This is a genomic window from Aureimonas pseudogalii (assembly GCF_014196835.1).
GTDB lineage: Bacteria > Pseudomonadota > Alphaproteobacteria > Rhizobiales > Rhizobiaceae > Aureimonas > Aureimonas pseudogalii.
In genome coordinates, this window is the sequence record NZ_JACIEK010000011.1 from 1 (window position 1) to 15,179 (window position 15,179).

General features: G+C 70.2%; 11 protein-coding genes. 3 read left to right on the forward strand and 8 right to left on the reverse strand.

Annotation, left to right across the window (positions count from 1 at the left end; genetic code table 11):
* The first annotated feature begins 553 nt into the window (after window positions 1-553).
* Window positions 554-2,482: a M23 family metallopeptidase gene (locus tag GGR04_RS16965; RefSeq protein ID WP_183201126.1), complete on the forward strand. Its 1,929-nt coding sequence runs from the start codon at window positions 554-556 to the stop codon at window positions 2,480-2,482.
* A gap of 135 nt (window positions 2,483-2,617) precedes the next feature.
* Here the strand turns inward: GGR04_RS16965 and mgrA are convergent, their stop codons facing one another.
* The 4 genes from mgrA to GGR04_RS16985 all read right to left on the reverse strand — a co-directional run bounded on the left by mgrA (window position 2,618) and on the right by GGR04_RS16985 (window position 7,126).
* Window positions 2,618-3,655, reverse strand: coding sequence for an L-glyceraldehyde 3-phosphate reductase (mgrA, locus tag GGR04_RS16970; protein ID WP_183201127.1), 1,038 nt, complete (start codon window positions 3,653-3,655; stop codon window positions 2,618-2,620).
* A gap of 91 nt (window positions 3,656-3,746) precedes the next feature.
* Entirely contained in the window at window positions 3,747-4,793 is a 1,047-nt protein-coding gene (locus GGR04_RS24315) for an extensin family protein (RefSeq protein WP_183201128.1), read from the reverse strand.
* A 7-nt stretch (window positions 4,794-4,800) separates the two neighbouring features.
* Window positions 4,801-6,144 carry a L,D-transpeptidase gene (locus tag GGR04_RS16980; protein WP_183201129.1) on the reverse strand — a complete coding sequence of 448 codons (1,344 nt, stop codon included), beginning with the start codon at window positions 6,142-6,144 and terminating at the stop codon, window positions 4,801-4,803.
* A gap of 145 nt (window positions 6,145-6,289) precedes the next feature.
* Window positions 6,290-7,126: an aldo/keto reductase gene (locus tag GGR04_RS16985; protein WP_183201130.1), complete on the reverse strand. Its 837-nt coding sequence runs from the start codon at window positions 7,124-7,126 to the stop codon at window positions 6,290-6,292.
* 123 nt (window positions 7,127-7,249) lie between these two features.
* Here GGR04_RS16985 and GGR04_RS16990 point away from each other — a divergent pair, with 123 nt between their 5' ends.
* Entirely contained in the window at window positions 7,250-7,636 is a 387-nt protein-coding gene (locus GGR04_RS16990; RefSeq protein ID WP_210291848.1) for a PRC-barrel domain-containing protein, read from the forward strand.
* A 76-nt stretch (window positions 7,637-7,712) separates the two neighbouring features.
* Here the strand turns inward: GGR04_RS16990 and clpB are convergent, their stop codons facing one another.
* Window positions 7,713-10,328, reverse strand: a complete 2,616-nt coding sequence (gene clpB, locus GGR04_RS16995; RefSeq protein WP_183201131.1) for an ATP-dependent chaperone ClpB — start codon at window positions 10,326-10,328, stop codon at window positions 7,713-7,715.
* Between the two features lie 290 nt (window positions 10,329-10,618).
* Between clpB and GGR04_RS17000 the strand changes: the two genes are divergently transcribed.
* Window positions 10,619-12,319, forward strand: a complete 1,701-nt coding sequence (locus GGR04_RS17000) for a methyl-accepting chemotaxis protein (protein ID WP_183201132.1) — start codon at window positions 10,619-10,621, stop codon at window positions 12,317-12,319.
* Between the two features lie 42 nt (window positions 12,320-12,361).
* Here the strand turns inward: GGR04_RS17000 and GGR04_RS17005 are convergent, their stop codons facing one another.
* The 3 genes from GGR04_RS17005 to GGR04_RS24030 form a co-directional block, all read right to left on the reverse strand.
* Window positions 12,362-13,789, reverse strand: a complete 1,428-nt coding sequence (locus GGR04_RS17005) for a sensor histidine kinase (protein WP_183201133.1) — start codon at window positions 13,787-13,789, stop codon at window positions 12,362-12,364.
* 213 nt (window positions 13,790-14,002) lie between these two features.
* Window positions 14,003-14,419, reverse strand: coding sequence for a hypothetical protein (locus GGR04_RS17010; protein WP_183201134.1), 417 nt, complete (start codon window positions 14,417-14,419; stop codon window positions 14,003-14,005).
* 178 nt (window positions 14,420-14,597) lie between these two features.
* Window positions 14,598-15,161, reverse strand: a complete 564-nt coding sequence (locus GGR04_RS24030) for a hypothetical protein (RefSeq protein ID WP_246393259.1) — start codon at window positions 15,159-15,161, stop codon at window positions 14,598-14,600.
* Window positions 15,162-15,179: the final 18 nt, after the last annotated feature.

Here is a 15,179-nt window from a genome sequence, read left to right on the forward strand (position 1 = left end):
ACACGGCAAAAACCCAAAAGCTCGCCGTTCGCCAAATCCCCCAAGGGAACCCAGCACAAAAGCATCTCGCGATACCCTCGTGAAATCTCGCCAACCAACTCCAAAGGCGCAAAACCGAGCCGCAAACGCTCAAACCCCAGGTGAAACCCAGACCCTGAACCCGCAGCTCAATCAACCAGGGAACAAATCCCCGCAGCGCCAACGCCGTCGTCGATGAAAGGGCTTATACGGCTGGAGGCGAATCACCGTCAACAAGAAAATGCGATGCCTGCGCGTTTTCTTCTGCCCGCCTCGTTTTCCCTGCCGTGTTCCTGCTGGCATTCGGCGGTGCCGCCTCCTTCTTCCCAGCTGTCTTCGGCACCATCCTGGGGACCGAAGCGGTGGCACTCCTCCCCCGGTTGACAGGCGTGGGCTCCATCCGCTCTATCGTGCATTCCCGCCGGGATGTGGCCGAATGGCGACACCCCCTGCCTGTTCGGGCACCGGGACCGGACGTCGTCGCGATTTGGCCGCATGGCCGGCCGAGACCCGCCGGCAAACGGACGGGACGGGAATGAACCACGAGCGCCACGCCAAGCCCGACTTCGGAAACCAGCCCGCTCTGGTGGCCGATCGTCGCCGCAAGCCGGACCGGCGCCAGGTCTCGGCGCGCTGGCTGGCGGGAACGCTGCTCACCGGCGTGACCTCGACCGCGATGATGGGCATCGCGTTGTCGGCGGCCCATGACGGGCATCGAACGCTTTCGGCGCCGGCCATTGCCAACACCCTGCAGGCCGCCTCCGGCGACCTGACCGAGCGGGGCGAGCGGGTCTTCGCGACCGCCATCCCCATCGAGCGCAACCGCTCCACGATCGAGGTGCCGACCATCCTGCGCGAGGGCGGGCGCGAGGTGGTGAAGAGCCTGCCCTTCGCCTATGCCTCGATGCTGCTCGGGGCGCGCCATCCCGCGTCCGGCTCCTATCCCGCCTTCGACGCGATGAGCGTGTTCGGCGACGACGACGACGCCGACGAGGCGCCCCCCGCGGAGAACGGCCAGATCTACGGCGCCAAGGTCGAGGGCGACGTGAAGCTCGCGGTGGAGGCGTTCGACCTCGCCGGCACGACGCTCGACGATTTCGCGGACATCGGCACCAAGGAAGCCGAGCAGTTGGTGCGCGCGGCCTCGCCGCGCCTCGACCAGGCGCCGGTGCGCGTCGCCGCCATCCAGCCCTTCGACGCCACGCGCTTCGGCGGCCTCGGCGATCCGCAGGTCTATCTGCCCGGCGCCGCGTTCCGCGTGATCCAGGAGAACGTCTCGGTCTCGGCGGCCGAGGTCGCGGCCTCGCGGGCCACGCGCTACGGCGAGGAGATCGTGCCGTTTCGCGAGGATCGCCCGATCGGCGAGGCGCTGGAGGAGAGCGGCCACGCCGACGCCGCAGCGCCCGCGACGGCGCTCGCAAACCTTCTCGGCCGCGACGAAATGGGCGCCGGCGAGGTGCTGCGACTAGGGCTCGAACCGCTGGAGGACGGCGGCTCTCGCATCGTGCGCGTGTCCGCCTATCGCGGCGAGCGCCACCTCGCCACCGCCGCGCTCAGCGACGACGGGCGCTTCACGCGCGGGCCCGAGCCGGCGCTCAGCCGCTCCGTCGCCGAGGCCTTCGACGAGAACGCCACCGAGGCGCCGCTGCGCCCCTCGATGCCCACCGTCTACGACGGCGTCTGGCAGGCGGGCCTCGCCTACGGGCTCGACGACCGGCTGTGCCGACGCCTGGTGAAGATCCTCGCGCCCGACGTCGACTACCAGGCGCGCCTCGACCCCACCGACCGCCTGACGCTGCTCTATTCGCTGGAGGACGGGCAGGACAAGGCGAGCGACCAGTCGCAGATCCTCTATGTCGAGGCGAGCTTCGGCGGCACCACGAAGCGCTACTACCGCTTCTTCACCGACGACGACGACCAGACCGACTATTACGACGAGGCCGGGCGTAGCGCCCGCCAGTTCCTGCTGCGCAATCCCGTGCCGAACGGACGCTTCACCTCGCCCTTCGGCTCACGGCGCCATCCGATCCTCGGCTATGCCCGCATGCACTGGGGGGTGGACTGGGCGGCGCCGCGTGGCACGCCGATCCTGGCGTCGGGCGCGGGCGTCGTGGAGCGCGCCGGCTGGTCCACCGGCAACGGCCAGCAGACGCTGATCCGCCATGCCAACGGCTACGAGACCTCCTATTCGCACCAGAGCGTGATCGCCAAGGGCGTGACCGCCGGCGCGCGGGTGCGCCAGGGCCAGATCATCGGCTATGTCGGCTCCACCGGCCTCTCCACCGGCAACCACCTGCACTACGAGGTCTCGGTGAACGGCACGCGCGTCGACCCGCTGCGCATCCGCTTGCCGACGGGGCGCCAGTTGCAGGGCGAGCAGCTCGAGGCCTTCGACCGCGAGCGCCAGCGCATCGACAACCTCCTGAAGGAGAGCGTCGAGGAGATGAAGGTGGCCGGGCGCTAGACGCCTTTGCAGAACGCCGGCAGGTGTGGCCTCTTCGTCGCGCCCTTTCGGATGAAGCGAAGGCGCAACGCACGTCCGACGAACCGACATTCGCGGGACGTGCGCCTCGGGCGGCACCGCCGCCCGACCGCCGCGTCAGGCCTTCGGGCGGATCGCCGACTGCGAGCGCCAGAGGTCGATGCCGCCCTCGCTCGCGTGCCCGTCGATCTCGGCGAGTTCCTCGGCCGTGAAATCGGTCCTCTTCAACGCGTCGAGCGAGGAATCCAGCTGCTCCACCGTGCGCGCGCCGATCAGCGCCGAGGTCACCCGGTCATTTCGCAGCACCCAGGCGATCGCCATCTGGGCGAGCGACTGGCCGCGCCGCTTCGCGATGGCGTCGAGCGCGCGGATGCGGGCGAGATTGTCCTCGCTGACGAGATCGGCGGAGAAGGATTTGCCCTTCGAGGCGCGCGAACCCTCGGGCACGCCGCCGAGATACTTGTTCGACAGCAACCCCTGCGCCAGCGGCGAGAAGGCGATGCAGCCGACGCCGAGTTCGGTGAGCGTGTCGAGGAGGCCGTCCTCCGTCCAGCGGTTGAGCATGGAATAGGAGGGCTGGTGGATAAGCATCGGCGTGCCCATCGCCTTCAAGATCCCGTGCGCCTGGCGCGTCAGCTCCGGCGAATAGGAGGAGACGCCGACATAGAGCGCTTTGCCCGAGCGCACGATGTGGTCGAGCGCGCCCATCGTCTCCTCGATCGGCGTGCGCGGGTCCGGGCGGTGGTGGTAGAAGATGTCGACATAGTCGAGCCCCATGCGCTTGAGGCTCTGATCGAGGCTGGCGACGAGATACTTGCGCGAGCCGAGATTGCCGTAGGGACCGGGCCACATGTCCCAGCCCGCCTTCGACGAGATCAGCAGCTCGTCGCGATAGGGCCGGAAGTCGAGATCCATCCAGCGGCCGAAATTCTCCTCCGCCGAGCCGTAGGGCGGCCCGTAATTGTTGGCGAGATCGAAATGGGTCACGCCCCGGTCGAAGGCGCGCCGGAGGATGGCGCGGCCGGTCTCGAACACGTCGGTGCCACCGAAATTCTGCCACAACCCGAGCGAGATCGCCGGCAGGTCGAGCCCCGAGCGCCCGCAGCGGCGGTAGGGCATCTCGCCGTAGCGGTTGTCGGCGGCGGTATAGGGCATGGGATTCCTCCACGAATCGTTCGGCTTGATGACGAACTCGCGGAACTTAGACCGCGACGACGCGGAGGGAAGCGGCCTGCGCCGCGTCCCATCACCGACAGTAGAGCGAACCGTTGGAGCGGGCGGCGATGTCGAGGTGGAAATGCGTGCCGTGGTCGCTGTCGGTGCCCGGCCCCAGCACCGTCTTGAAGGGCCCGCAGGCGCCGCGACGGATCGCGGCCGTGAAGCGGTCTTCCGCCGAGCCGGGCGCCTGCGCCTCCACCGTCAGCGAGCGACCGTCGGAGAGGTCGAGCGCGGCGATGTCGATGGCGCTGCCGCGCGAATGTTCGGAGATCTTGGACTCGCTCGCCCGCGCCCGGCAGACATAGGTCGAGGCCTGCGAGATCGCCTTCACGCTGACGCCGGGAAGCTCGGTCTTGGCCGCCGGCACCACGCTGTCGCTCGTCCAGATGTCGAGCGCCAGCGCCGTGCGGCAGAGGAATTGCGTGCCCGGCGCGATCGTGACGCCCGAAGAGAGCTTCGTCAGCGACACCGGGCGCAGCACGCCGCAATCGCCGTCGGCGACGGTCTCGCCGACCGTGAAGACGGCGCCGCGCGCCTTGAGTTCGCCCTCGCAGGCCATGGCGTCCTCGACCGCGGCGGCCGCTTCCACCGTCTCGGCCGGGGTCACCTCCATCGCCGGCGTCTCCGGCGCGCTCGGCTCGGGGCTGGTGCGGGCCTTTTCGGGCACGACATAGGCGGGCTGGGGGACGGCGGGCTGGAGCGCCGGGGTCGCCTCGGGCGCGTCTTCGGGCGCGGGGGTCGCCGCGTCGGCAGCGGGGGCCTCGGGCGGAGCCGGCGATGGCGTCGGCAGCGGCGCGGCCGGAGCCTCGGTGGGCGCCTCGGCCGGGGGCGGCGTCGCGTCGCCGGGTGCGGCCGGGCGGGCTTCGGGCAAGGGTCCGTCCGCCGGCAGGGCGGCGGGCCCGGTCGGCGCCGCGGTAGGATCCAGCGCCGGCTCGGGTGTCGGCGGCTCTGGCTGGGCAGCGGGCGCCTCCGGCGAGGCCGTGGGCACGGGAATGTTGGCCTGCGCGTAGGCGGCCGCGGGCAGCGCCGCGCCGAGAAGCAGGATCGCGAGCGGCAGGGCGCGGGAGGGTGTCATGAGGATGCTATTCCGTGAACTCGACGACGACGCCCGGCTTCACCAGCTTGGCGAGTTCGTTCGCGTCCCAATTGGTGAGGCGCACGCAGCCGTGGCTGTTGGACTTGCCGATCTTCGAGGGCTCGGGCGTCCCGTGGATGCCGTAGGTCGGCTTCGAAAGCGCGATCCAGATCGTGCCCACCGGCCCGTTGGGGCCGGGCGGGATCGTCAGGATCTTGTCGTTGTCGCCCTGCTTGAAGTTGATCTTCGGATTGTAGGTGTAGTTCGGATCGAAGGCGATGCGCGCCACCTCCACCGTGCCGGAGGGCGAGGGCGTCGAGGTCGAGCCGATCGAGGACGGGTAGGCGGCGACGAGGCGGCCGGTGGCGTCGTAGGCCCGCACCTGCTCGCGCCCCTTGTCGGCGACGATGCGCGCCACCTCGGCGCCGGTGACGTTCTCGCCCACCGCCATCACCTTGATGCGCGTGCCCGGCCGGTTGAAGTCGGCGCCGGGATTGATCTCCTTGAGATAGTCCTCGTCCATGTGGAAGCGCTCGGCCAGCATCTCGGTGACCCGCGTGTAGGACATCGCCGGCAGCATCGCCTTGTGCGCGTAGTCCTCGGGGATCGAGGCGACGTAGGGCCCGCCGAGATCCTCGTTGGTGATCTCGTAGGTCGCGATCGCCGGGCCGCCGGTGACGTCTAGCTCCTCGACCAGCGACTGCGCGTTGGTAGCGTCGATCGTGCGCCCGGTCATCTCGGTGTAGGCGGCCACGGCCTTGTCGACATTGCCGCCGAGCCGCCCGTCGATGACGCCCGGCGAGATGCCGGCGCGGTCGAGCAGCACCTGCAGCGCGGCGATCTCGGTCTTGGCGTTCCGGCCCTTGGGGCCGGAGATGCGGGGCGCGGGATGGCTCTCGCGCAGCGTCGTGCCCTCGGGCGCGCCGCCGATCGAAGGCGTGTAGCCGTCGAGGCCGCCGAAATCGGGATTCGGCAGGCCGGACCCTTGCGAGGCCTGCTGCGAGCCGGGCAGAGGCAACGGCTCAGCTTCGACCGGCACGTCGGCGAAGCCGCCGGAGGCAGCATCGGGAAGGCCGTATTCGACGCCGGGCGGCACCTCGCCGGCACGACCTTCGAGCACGCCGCCACGCGAGGCCCCGCGATCGCGCGGCGCCCGCGGCTGCGGGCGCTCCACGGCGATGACGCGGCCATAGGCATCGACCGTGACGATGTTGCCGTTGTCGTCGACGAAGCTCTCGGTGCCCGGACCATAGTCCTCGTAATAGGGGTCGAACCCCTGCGCCGACGCCTCGAGAGGTCCGGCGCCCGCCACGCAGAGCGCCAGAAGGCTCATTGCCCAGACCGTCTTCATCGCCTCGTTCCCTCGTCTCGCGGTTCGCCCGAGACCGTCATGCGCAGGCAAGCGCGCCGGTTTTGCGGCCATGCTGGCGTGCCAATGGTTAACGGATCGCAAATGAACCGGGTGTGAAGATGGAGCTTCGTCCTCTCCGCTCCGTTCAGAGCATCGAAAGCGGCCTCTTGCGCGCCGGCGGCGGGAAGGCGGCGTCGATCTCCGCGAGATCCTGCGGCGTCAGCACGAGATCGGCGGCGGCGGCATTCTCGATCACATGCGCCGTCGTGCCGGCCTTGGGGATGGCGAAGACGTTGGCCCGGCGGACGGCGAAGGCGAGCGCGACCTGCGCGGGACTGACGCCGTGCCTCCGGCCGACCGCGGCCAGCGCGGGATCGCGCAAAAGCGTCCCGCCCTGCCCGACCGGCGAGTAGGCCATCGCCGCCACACCCTTGCCTTCGAGCCAGGGCAGGAGGTCGAACTCCACGCCGCGCTCGCCGGGATGGTAGAGGATCTGGTTCACCGCGCAGCGCTCGCCGCCCTCGATCGCGACAAGCTCCTCCATGTCGTCGACGTCGAAATTGGAGACGCCCCAGCGCGCGATCTTGCCCGCGGCCAGAAGATCGTCGAAGCCGCGCAGCGTCTCGGCCAGCGGATGGCGGCCCCGCCAATGCAGGAGATAGAGGTCGAGCCGCTCGACGCCGAGGCGGCGCAGGCTCGCCTCGCAGGCCGCTATCGTCCCTTGCCGCGAGGCGTTCGAGGGCGCGACCTTCGACACGAGGAAGACCTCGTCACGCCGCCCGGCGACGGCCTCGCCTACCAGCGTCTCTGAGGCGCCGTCGCCGTAGATCTCGGCGGTGTCGAGAAGCGTCATGCCGCGCTCGATGCCCGCACGCAGCGCCGCGATCTCCTCGTCCCGGCGGCGTGGGGCGTCGCCCATCATCCAGGTGCCCTGGCCGAGAACCGGCAGCGACGTGCCGTCCGCGAGTCGAAGGTTGCGCATGGGAAAGCTCCTGTCGTTGCCACCAAGCGCCAGCGGGGTCCGGCGCGTCGCACACGATCGGGAACGCCCGCAGCGTCCATCCGTTTCCATCGGGAATGCAACGCGCAACAGGAGTTCAGCCCCATGTCTTCCACCCTTGGAACCGGCGCCTCCACCGAAATGGAGCTCGGAGCCGACGTCATCGAGGCGAGCCGCGTCAACGGCACGCGCGTCTACAACACGGACGGCGACAATCTCGGCCACATCCACGACATCGTCATCGGCAAGCGCGATGGGCGCGTGCGCTACGCGATCATGTCGTTCGGCGGCTTCCTCGGCATCGGCGAGGACTACCATCCGCTGCCGTGGGAGGTGCTGAAATACGACGAGCGTCAGGGCGGCTACGTCGTCGGCATCACGATCGACCAGTTGAAGGAGGCGCCCCGCTACGGTGCCACTGCACAGCCCGACTGGCTCGACCCCGCCTATGGACGCCGCATCAACGACTATTACGGCGTCGCCTACTACTGACCGGCGAGAGGCCGGACGAAAAAGGGGGTGGCTCACGAGAGCCGCCCCCTTTCGTTTTACGTCAAATTCGCCGCCGTCAGGCCGCGACGCGCTCGCCGTCGGCGGCGGTCTTCGAACCCGCCACGTAGAAGGTGAGATGCTCGGTGCCACCCGAGATCTTCACGTGGCTCTCGTCCTTCACCTGACCGAGCAGGATGCGCTCGGCCAGAGGATCCTGCACCTCGCGCTGGATCACGCGCTTCAAGGGCCGCGCGCCGTAGGCGGGGTCGTAGCCGCGCTCGGCCAGCCAGTCGCGCGCGGTGGCGTCGAGGTCGAGCACGATCTTGCGGTCTTCGAGCAGCGCCTCCAGGCGCTTGAGCTGGATGTCGACGATCGCGCCCATCTCCGAGCGCTTCAGCCGGTGGAAGAGGACGATCTCGTCCACCCGGTTGAGGAACTCCGGCCGGAAGGCCGAACGCACCACCTCCATCACCTGCGGGCGCACCGCGTCGACGTCCTGATCGTCGGTCAGGGTCGTCAGGTATTCCGAGCCGAGATTGGAGGTCAGCACGATCAGCGTGTTGCGGAAGTCGACCGTGCGCCCCTGCCCGTCCGTCAGGCGCCCGTCGTCGAGCACCTGCAGCAGCACGTTGAAGACGTCCGGATGCGCCTTTTCGATCTCGTCGAAGAGGATCACCTGATAGGGCCGGCGGCGCACGGCTTCCGTCAGCACGCCGCCCTCCTCGTAGCCGACATAGCCGGGAGGCGCCCCGATCAGACGGGCGACCGAGTGCTTCTCCATGAACTCCGACATGTCGAGCCGCACCAGCGCGGTCTCCTCGTCGAAGAGGAAGCTCGCCAGCGCCTTGGTCAGCTCGGTCTTGCCGACGCCGGTGGGGCCGAGGAAGATGAAGGAGCCGATGGGCCGGTTGGGATCCTGCAGCCCGGCCCGCGCCCGCCGCACCGCCTTCGACACGGCCTGCACCGCCTCGCCCTGCCCGACGACGCGTCTAGCGAGCGCGTCCTCCATCGACAGCAGCTTCTCGCGCTCGCCCTGCATCATCCGGTCGACGGGAATACCGGTCCAGCGCGAGACGACCTGCGCCACGTGGTCGGGCGTTACGGTCTCCTCGACCATCGAGGCCTTGCCGTCGCCGGCCTCCGCCGCGCCGAGCTCGCGCTCCAGCTGCGGGATCTCGCCATAGGCGAGCTCGCCGGCGCGCTGGAACTCGCCCTTGCGCTGGGCGATGGCGAGGTCGTTGCGCGCCTCGTCCAGCCGCTTCTTGAGATCGGCGGCCAGACCCAGCTTCGACTTCTCGGCCTGCCACGAGGCCGTGAGCTTGGCCGAATCCTCCTCCAGATTGGCGAGCTCGGTCTCCAGCCGCTCCAGCCGCGAGCGCGAGCCGTCGTCGTGCTCCTTTTTCAACGCTTCGCGCTCGATCTTCAGCTGCACCACGCGCCGGTCGATCTCGTCGAGCGCCTCGGGCTTGGAATCCACGGCCATGCGCAGGCGCGCGGCGCCCTCGTCCACGAGGTCGATCGCCTTGTCGGGCAGGAAGCGGTCGGTGATGTAGCGGTTGGAGAGCTGCGCGGCGGCGACGAGCGCCGAATCGGAGATGCGCACCTTGTGGTGCTGCTCGTACTTCTCCTTCAGGCCGCGCAGGATCGAGATCGTGTCGGCCACCGTCGGCTCCGACACGAACACCGGCTGGAAGCGCCGGGCCAGCGCGGGATCCTTCTCGACATGCTTGCGATACTCGTCGAGCGTGGTGGCGCCGACGCAGTGCAGCTCGCCGCGCGCGAGCGCCGGCTTCAGCAGGTTGGAGGCGTCCATCGCCCCCTCGCCCTTGCCCGCGCCCACCAGCGTGTGCATCTCGTCGATGAAGAGGATGATGCCGCCGTCCGCCGCCGTCACCTCGGAGAGCACCGCCTTCAGCCGCTCCTCGAACTCACCGCGATACTTGGCGCCGGCGATGAGCGCGCCCATGTCGAGCGCCATCAGCTGCTTGTCGCGCAAGCTCTCCGGCACGTCGCCGTTGACGAGGCGCAGCGCCAGACCTTCGGCGATCGCGGTCTTGCCGACGCCGGGCTCGCCGATCAGCACGGGATTGTTCTTCGTGCGGCGCGACAGGACCTGGATCGTGCGGCGGATCTCGTCGTCGCGCCCGATCACCGGGTCGAGCTTGCCCTCGCGCGCGTCCTTGGTCAGGTCGCGGGCGTATTTCTTCAAGGCGTCGTAGCCCTGCTCGGCGGAGGCACTGTCGGCCGTGCGGCCCTTGCGGATCGCCTCGATCGCCCCGTTCAGCGCCTGCGGCGTGACGCCGGCGCGCGCGAGGATGTCGGCCGTCCTGGCCGACTTCTCCATCGCCAGCGCGAGGAGCAGCCGCTCTACCGTGACGAAGCTGTCGCCGGCCTTCTTGGCAATTTCCTCGGCGGTGGCGAAGACCTTGGCGGTCGGGGCCGCCAGATAGATCTGCCCGTTGCCGCCCGAGACCTTCGGCAGCGCGTCGAGCGCGGCCTCGACGCCGAGGCGCACGTCCTGCGGGCGTCCGCCGGCGCGCTCGATCAGGCCGGACGCCAGGCCCTCGTTGTCGTCCACGAGCACCTTCAACAGATGCTCGGGCAGGAATTGCTGGTGGTCGCGGGCCATCGCCTGCGTCTGCGCGGCCTGGATGAAGCCGCGGACCCGCTCGGTGTAGCGTTCCATGTCCATTGTCGTCGCGTCTCCTGGTCGGTGAATCACCCGGTGGCCGGCATGATCGCCTCGGTGGGGAGTCGGTCGCCGTTCCGGCCGACCGCTGACGAGAATATGGGAAGCGGCGGCGGGGCGTGAAAGACCGGGCCGGCACTCACCCGGCAAATTCTCTCGCGCAGCAAGCAAAGCACTGGCGATGCTGTTGGCATCGCACTCGATCGCCAACTCCCGTGCAACTTAGCAAGCTCTTAAAAGATGCATGCTAGAAGAAGTGCGTCGATGCCCGTTCGGCTGGCGTGGGGGACCGCATGAGACTGACCATTTTTCGCAAGCTGCTGGCCCTGATCGTCGTGACGTCTTGCATCGTCACCGCCGGCTTCGTCTTCGAGTTGAAGAAATCCGAGACGAACATGCTGGCGGAGCGTCGGCTGCTGATCCAGTCGCAGGTCGACAGCGCTCTGACGATGCTCGCCTATTTCGGCCAGCAGGCCGAGATCGGGCTGCTGACGCTCGACGATGCGCAGGACCGCGCCCGCACGACGCTGCGCGGCCTGCGCTACGGGCCGGCCGCCGACTATCTCTTCGCCCTCGACGAGGCCGGCACCTTCGCCGTCCATCCGCGCAAGGAGCTGGAGGGAACGAACGGGCTGGAGCGGACGGACGCGAACGGCGTCGCCTACGTGAAGGAAATGCTCGCCGTCTCGGACGCCGGCGGCTTCGTCTCCTACGTCTTCCCCCGCCTCGGCAGCGACGTTCAATCGCAGAAGATCAGCTACGCCAAGTCCTTCGCCCCCTGGAAGTGGACGATCGGCACCGGCGTCTACATCGACGACCTCGAAGCGCAGATGTGGCGCGAGGCCGGGACGGTGGCGATGATGCTCGGCGCGATCCTCCTGGTTCTCGGCGGCGGCGGCTTCTGGCTCGGCCGGCACATCGGCCGGGGCATGACGCAGACCGTGGCGCTGGCCGAGGCCATCGGCAACGGCGACCTGTCGCATCGCCTGAGCGTGACCTCGCGTGACGAGATCGGCGACCTGCATCGCGCGATGTCGACGATGGCGGAGCGGCTGTCGGACATCGTCTCGTCGGTGCGCGCCTCCGCCGGACACGTCCTGTCCGGCTCGGCCCAGTCCGCCAACACCGCCGGCCAGCTCTCCTCGGGCTCGACGCAACAAGCCGCAGCCTCGGAAGAAGCCTCGGCCGCGGTGGAGGAGATGACCGCGAACGTGCGCCAGAACGCCGACAATGCCGGCACCACCGAGAAGATCGCGAACCAGGCGAGCCTGAACGCCGAGCGCACGGGCGTCGCCGTCGCGAAGTCGGTGGAGGCGATGCGCGTCATCGCCCAGAAGATCCAGGTGGTGCAGGAGATCGCCCGGCAGACCGATCTCCTGGCGCTGAACGCGGCGATCGAGGCGGCGCGCGCCGGCCCGCACGGCAAGGGCTTCGCGGTGGTGGCCTCGGAGGTGCGCAAGCTCGCGGAACGCTCGCAGCATGCGGCACAGGAAATCGGCGCGCTGTCGGGCGAGACGCTCAAAGCTTCGGAAGAGGCGGGGCGCATGCTGACCGCGCTGGTGCCCGACATCCAGCGAACCTCGGAGCTCGTGTCCGAGATCTCGGCGGCGTGCCGCGAGCAGTCGGTGGGCATCGACCAGATCAACCAGGCGATCCAGCAACTCGACCAGGTCACGCAGTCGAACGCCGGCGCAGCCAACCAGATGTCGGCCACCGCCGAAGAGCTGTCGGCGGAGGCCGGACGTCTCGAGGAGCGGGCCGGATTCTTCCGCCTGACGGACGGCGAGCGCGCCGTGGCGCTTGCCGCCGAGCAACAGGAGATCGCCCGCATGCAGGCCGGCGCCGCGCCGCAGCCCGCCGACGTGCGCGGCCTCCAGGCGACGGCGGCCCGCTTCGCCGCCGCTCACCGTCCCGCCCCCAAGGCCGCCGCACCGGGTGCCCGCTTCGATATGTCGCTCGGCGACGGCGGCGACTTCGAGCGTATGAGCCACTGAAGGCCCGCGGCCGGCACGCCGGCCGCATCGCCGATCCGCGCGTCAGGCGTCGCGAAGCGCCAGGCCCGGCAGCGCCACCTCGACGCGGGTGCCGCCGCCGGTGCGGGGCTCGATGCGCGGCGCGCCGCCGAACTGGCCGGCCAGCCGGGTGACGAGCTTCTGGCCGATGCCGCGCGTCGCAGGCGCCTGCGGCCCGGGCATGCCGCACCCGTCGTCCTCGACGCAGAGATGGGGCACGCGCTCGGCGCCGAGCACCAGCCGAACCACGATGCGCCCGCCCCCCTCCCCGCTCGCGACATCCCGCCCCGCAAAGGCATGCTTGGCGGCATTCGTGGCGATCTCGTTGGCGAGGATCGCGAGGTGAATGGCGTCGCGACTGTCGACCAGAAGCGGCTCGAGCCGGGTCTCGATCTCCACGCCGCGCTCGTCGCCGATCGTGGCGCGCAGGTCCGCCATCACGCTCTCGACGATCTCGTCGGCGCGCACCGTGGCGAGGTCGGCCTCCAGGCGAAGCCGGCGCTGGGCGTTGGCGATGGTGGCGACGCGCGCCTGCGCGGCGCGCAGATGGCTGCGAACCGCCTCGTCGCTCGTGCCAGAGACCTGCAGCCCGAGCATCGCCGACACCATCGCCAGATTGTTGCCGACGCGGTGGTTGACCTCCTGCAGCAGAAGCTCGACCCGCGCCCGCTCGCCTTCCGCCCGCTCCTTTTCGCTCACCGCCTCGGCCCGCGCCGCGTCCGCCTCGCGGGTGCGGCGCTCCACCGTGGCCTCGAGGTCGCCGTTGAGCCGGGCGAGCCGCCCGCGCAGCGTTTCCGACAGCGCGAACTGGCGCTTCGTCAGCTGCAGCGTCGCCGCCACGAGAACGAGCGTCGCGAAGGCGGCGAGCGCGATGGCGCCGGTGGAGAGCGAGTTCCAGCGTTCCAGCTCGGCCTCGCGTTCGAGAAGCTCGGCATCCTCGCCTTCCAGGATGCGCGTCACCATGGTGCGCATGTCGTCCATCGCGGTCTTGCCCGCGGCGGCCGAGACGAGCGCCACCGCGTCGGCCCGCCGGTTCTCGCGCACGAGAGCGATGGTGCGCGCCAGTTCGTCCAGCTTGTCGCCGAGACGGCCGGCGATCCCCGCGACACGCTGCGCCTGCGCGCGATCGGCGCGCGTCGCGGCCTCGAGCTGCCGGAGATCCTCCGAGATGAGCGACACCGCGCGTTCGTAGGGCGCGAGAAACTTCGGATCGCCGGTGAGAAGATAGCCGCGCTGTCCGGTCTCGGCCTCCTGGATGCGGGTGAGGAAGGTCAGCGCCGCCGACTGCACCACCGAGGTCTCGCGCAGCCGCTCGACGCCGCCGCGCGCCTTGAGGTTCGACCACAGCGCCAGCCCCACCACCAGCACCAGAAGGATGCCGACGAGCGTCGCGAGCAGCCCCGTCACCGGGAGAAGCGGTCCGTCCTCCCTCGCCTTCGCGACCCGTTCCATGCGCCGACCTTCCGATGCGTTCACGAGGGGCAATCTAGCGCCGCCGGGGCGGGGAGCGAGCGCCGCGCCGCAAACATGGCGTGAGCAGCAGAGGACGCTCCGGGTCACCGCGTGCCCGACGCAGGCGCCCGCCATGCGAAGACCCCCGGCGGATCCTGTCCGCCGGGGGCCATTGTCGAGGCGCGAAGGACGGGCCTTCGGCCGGCTCAGGCCTCAGTTGGCCGGAGGCGTCGGCAGTTCGCCCGGCGCCGGGGGCGCCAGGGGGGCCGGCGGGACGGACGGCATGGTCAGCTGCGGGATCTTGTCCGTCAGCGGCTTGGCCGCGGCGAGGCAGGCCTGCATCGGCTCGTCGCCGCACTCGATGCGGATGCCGGCATCGCGGCCCATGCGGATCTCGACGCCCTTGCCGATCGGCGGCGGGGGCGGCGGGCCGCGATGGTCGCCCGGACGCGGTCCCATTCCGGGGCCGGGAGGCGGGGGCGGCACGTCGCCCGGCGCCGGCGGCCGGTCGGCGCCGGGAGCGGGGGCCGCAACGCCGGCGGGGGCGAGCGGCGCGGGGGCAGACTGCGCGGACGCGTACGAGGTCAGCCCGATGGCGAGGGCTGCCGCGACGAGGGTTGGCTTCAACATGGAAACGATCCTTGCGGGAGGGGCAGATCCGGAGCCTGTACGGACCTGATGAGACGCCGTGGTTCGCGCGCTTTCGCGGGAACCCAGAGGGGCGTAAGCTGTCCGGCTCCTCTTCGCCGCAGAAGCGGCGTCGGGGAACCGAACCGGATGAGGAAAACCGGTGCTCGGCGAACCGAGGTCAGTTGATGGGGAGCGGACCGGCGGAACGCGGGTCCCCGTCTGGGCCACGATCGGGGCCGGGACCGAAGCCGGGGCCATGGCCGTGGTGCGGCGGCGGCGGGTCCAGTTCGTCGATGCGCTGGTCGGCATGGCGAAGAGCGGCGGCATGGAGGAAGCCGTCGTCGAAGCGGCCCTGCACCGTGACGGTCTCGCCCGCCGTGACGAGCCCGCCGCCCTCGCCGGCGCGTCCGGTCTCGACCAGCGCGCGCGAGGTGCCGTCGCTCACCACGAACTTGTTGCCGTAGATCTGTTCGACCTGGCCGGTGATGCCGACCGAGGACGCTTCCGCAAGTTGCCCGATCGGCGTGGAAACCAGCGCGGTGTCGAAGCTTGCCGCCTCGTGGCGCGTGGCACTCCAGGCCGCGGCGCCGCCGGCGAAGCCGAGGGCGAGAAGTGCGAGGGCGCCGGCGCCCAGCACCGCGTTGCGCGGACGCGGACGGTGCGGCTTGGGATGGGGGCCGGGGCCGTGCCCGGGGGCGGCGTGCGCGGGGGTCGGGGTGATGGGGTCGGAATGCTCGGTCATGATGGTCACCGTCGGGGT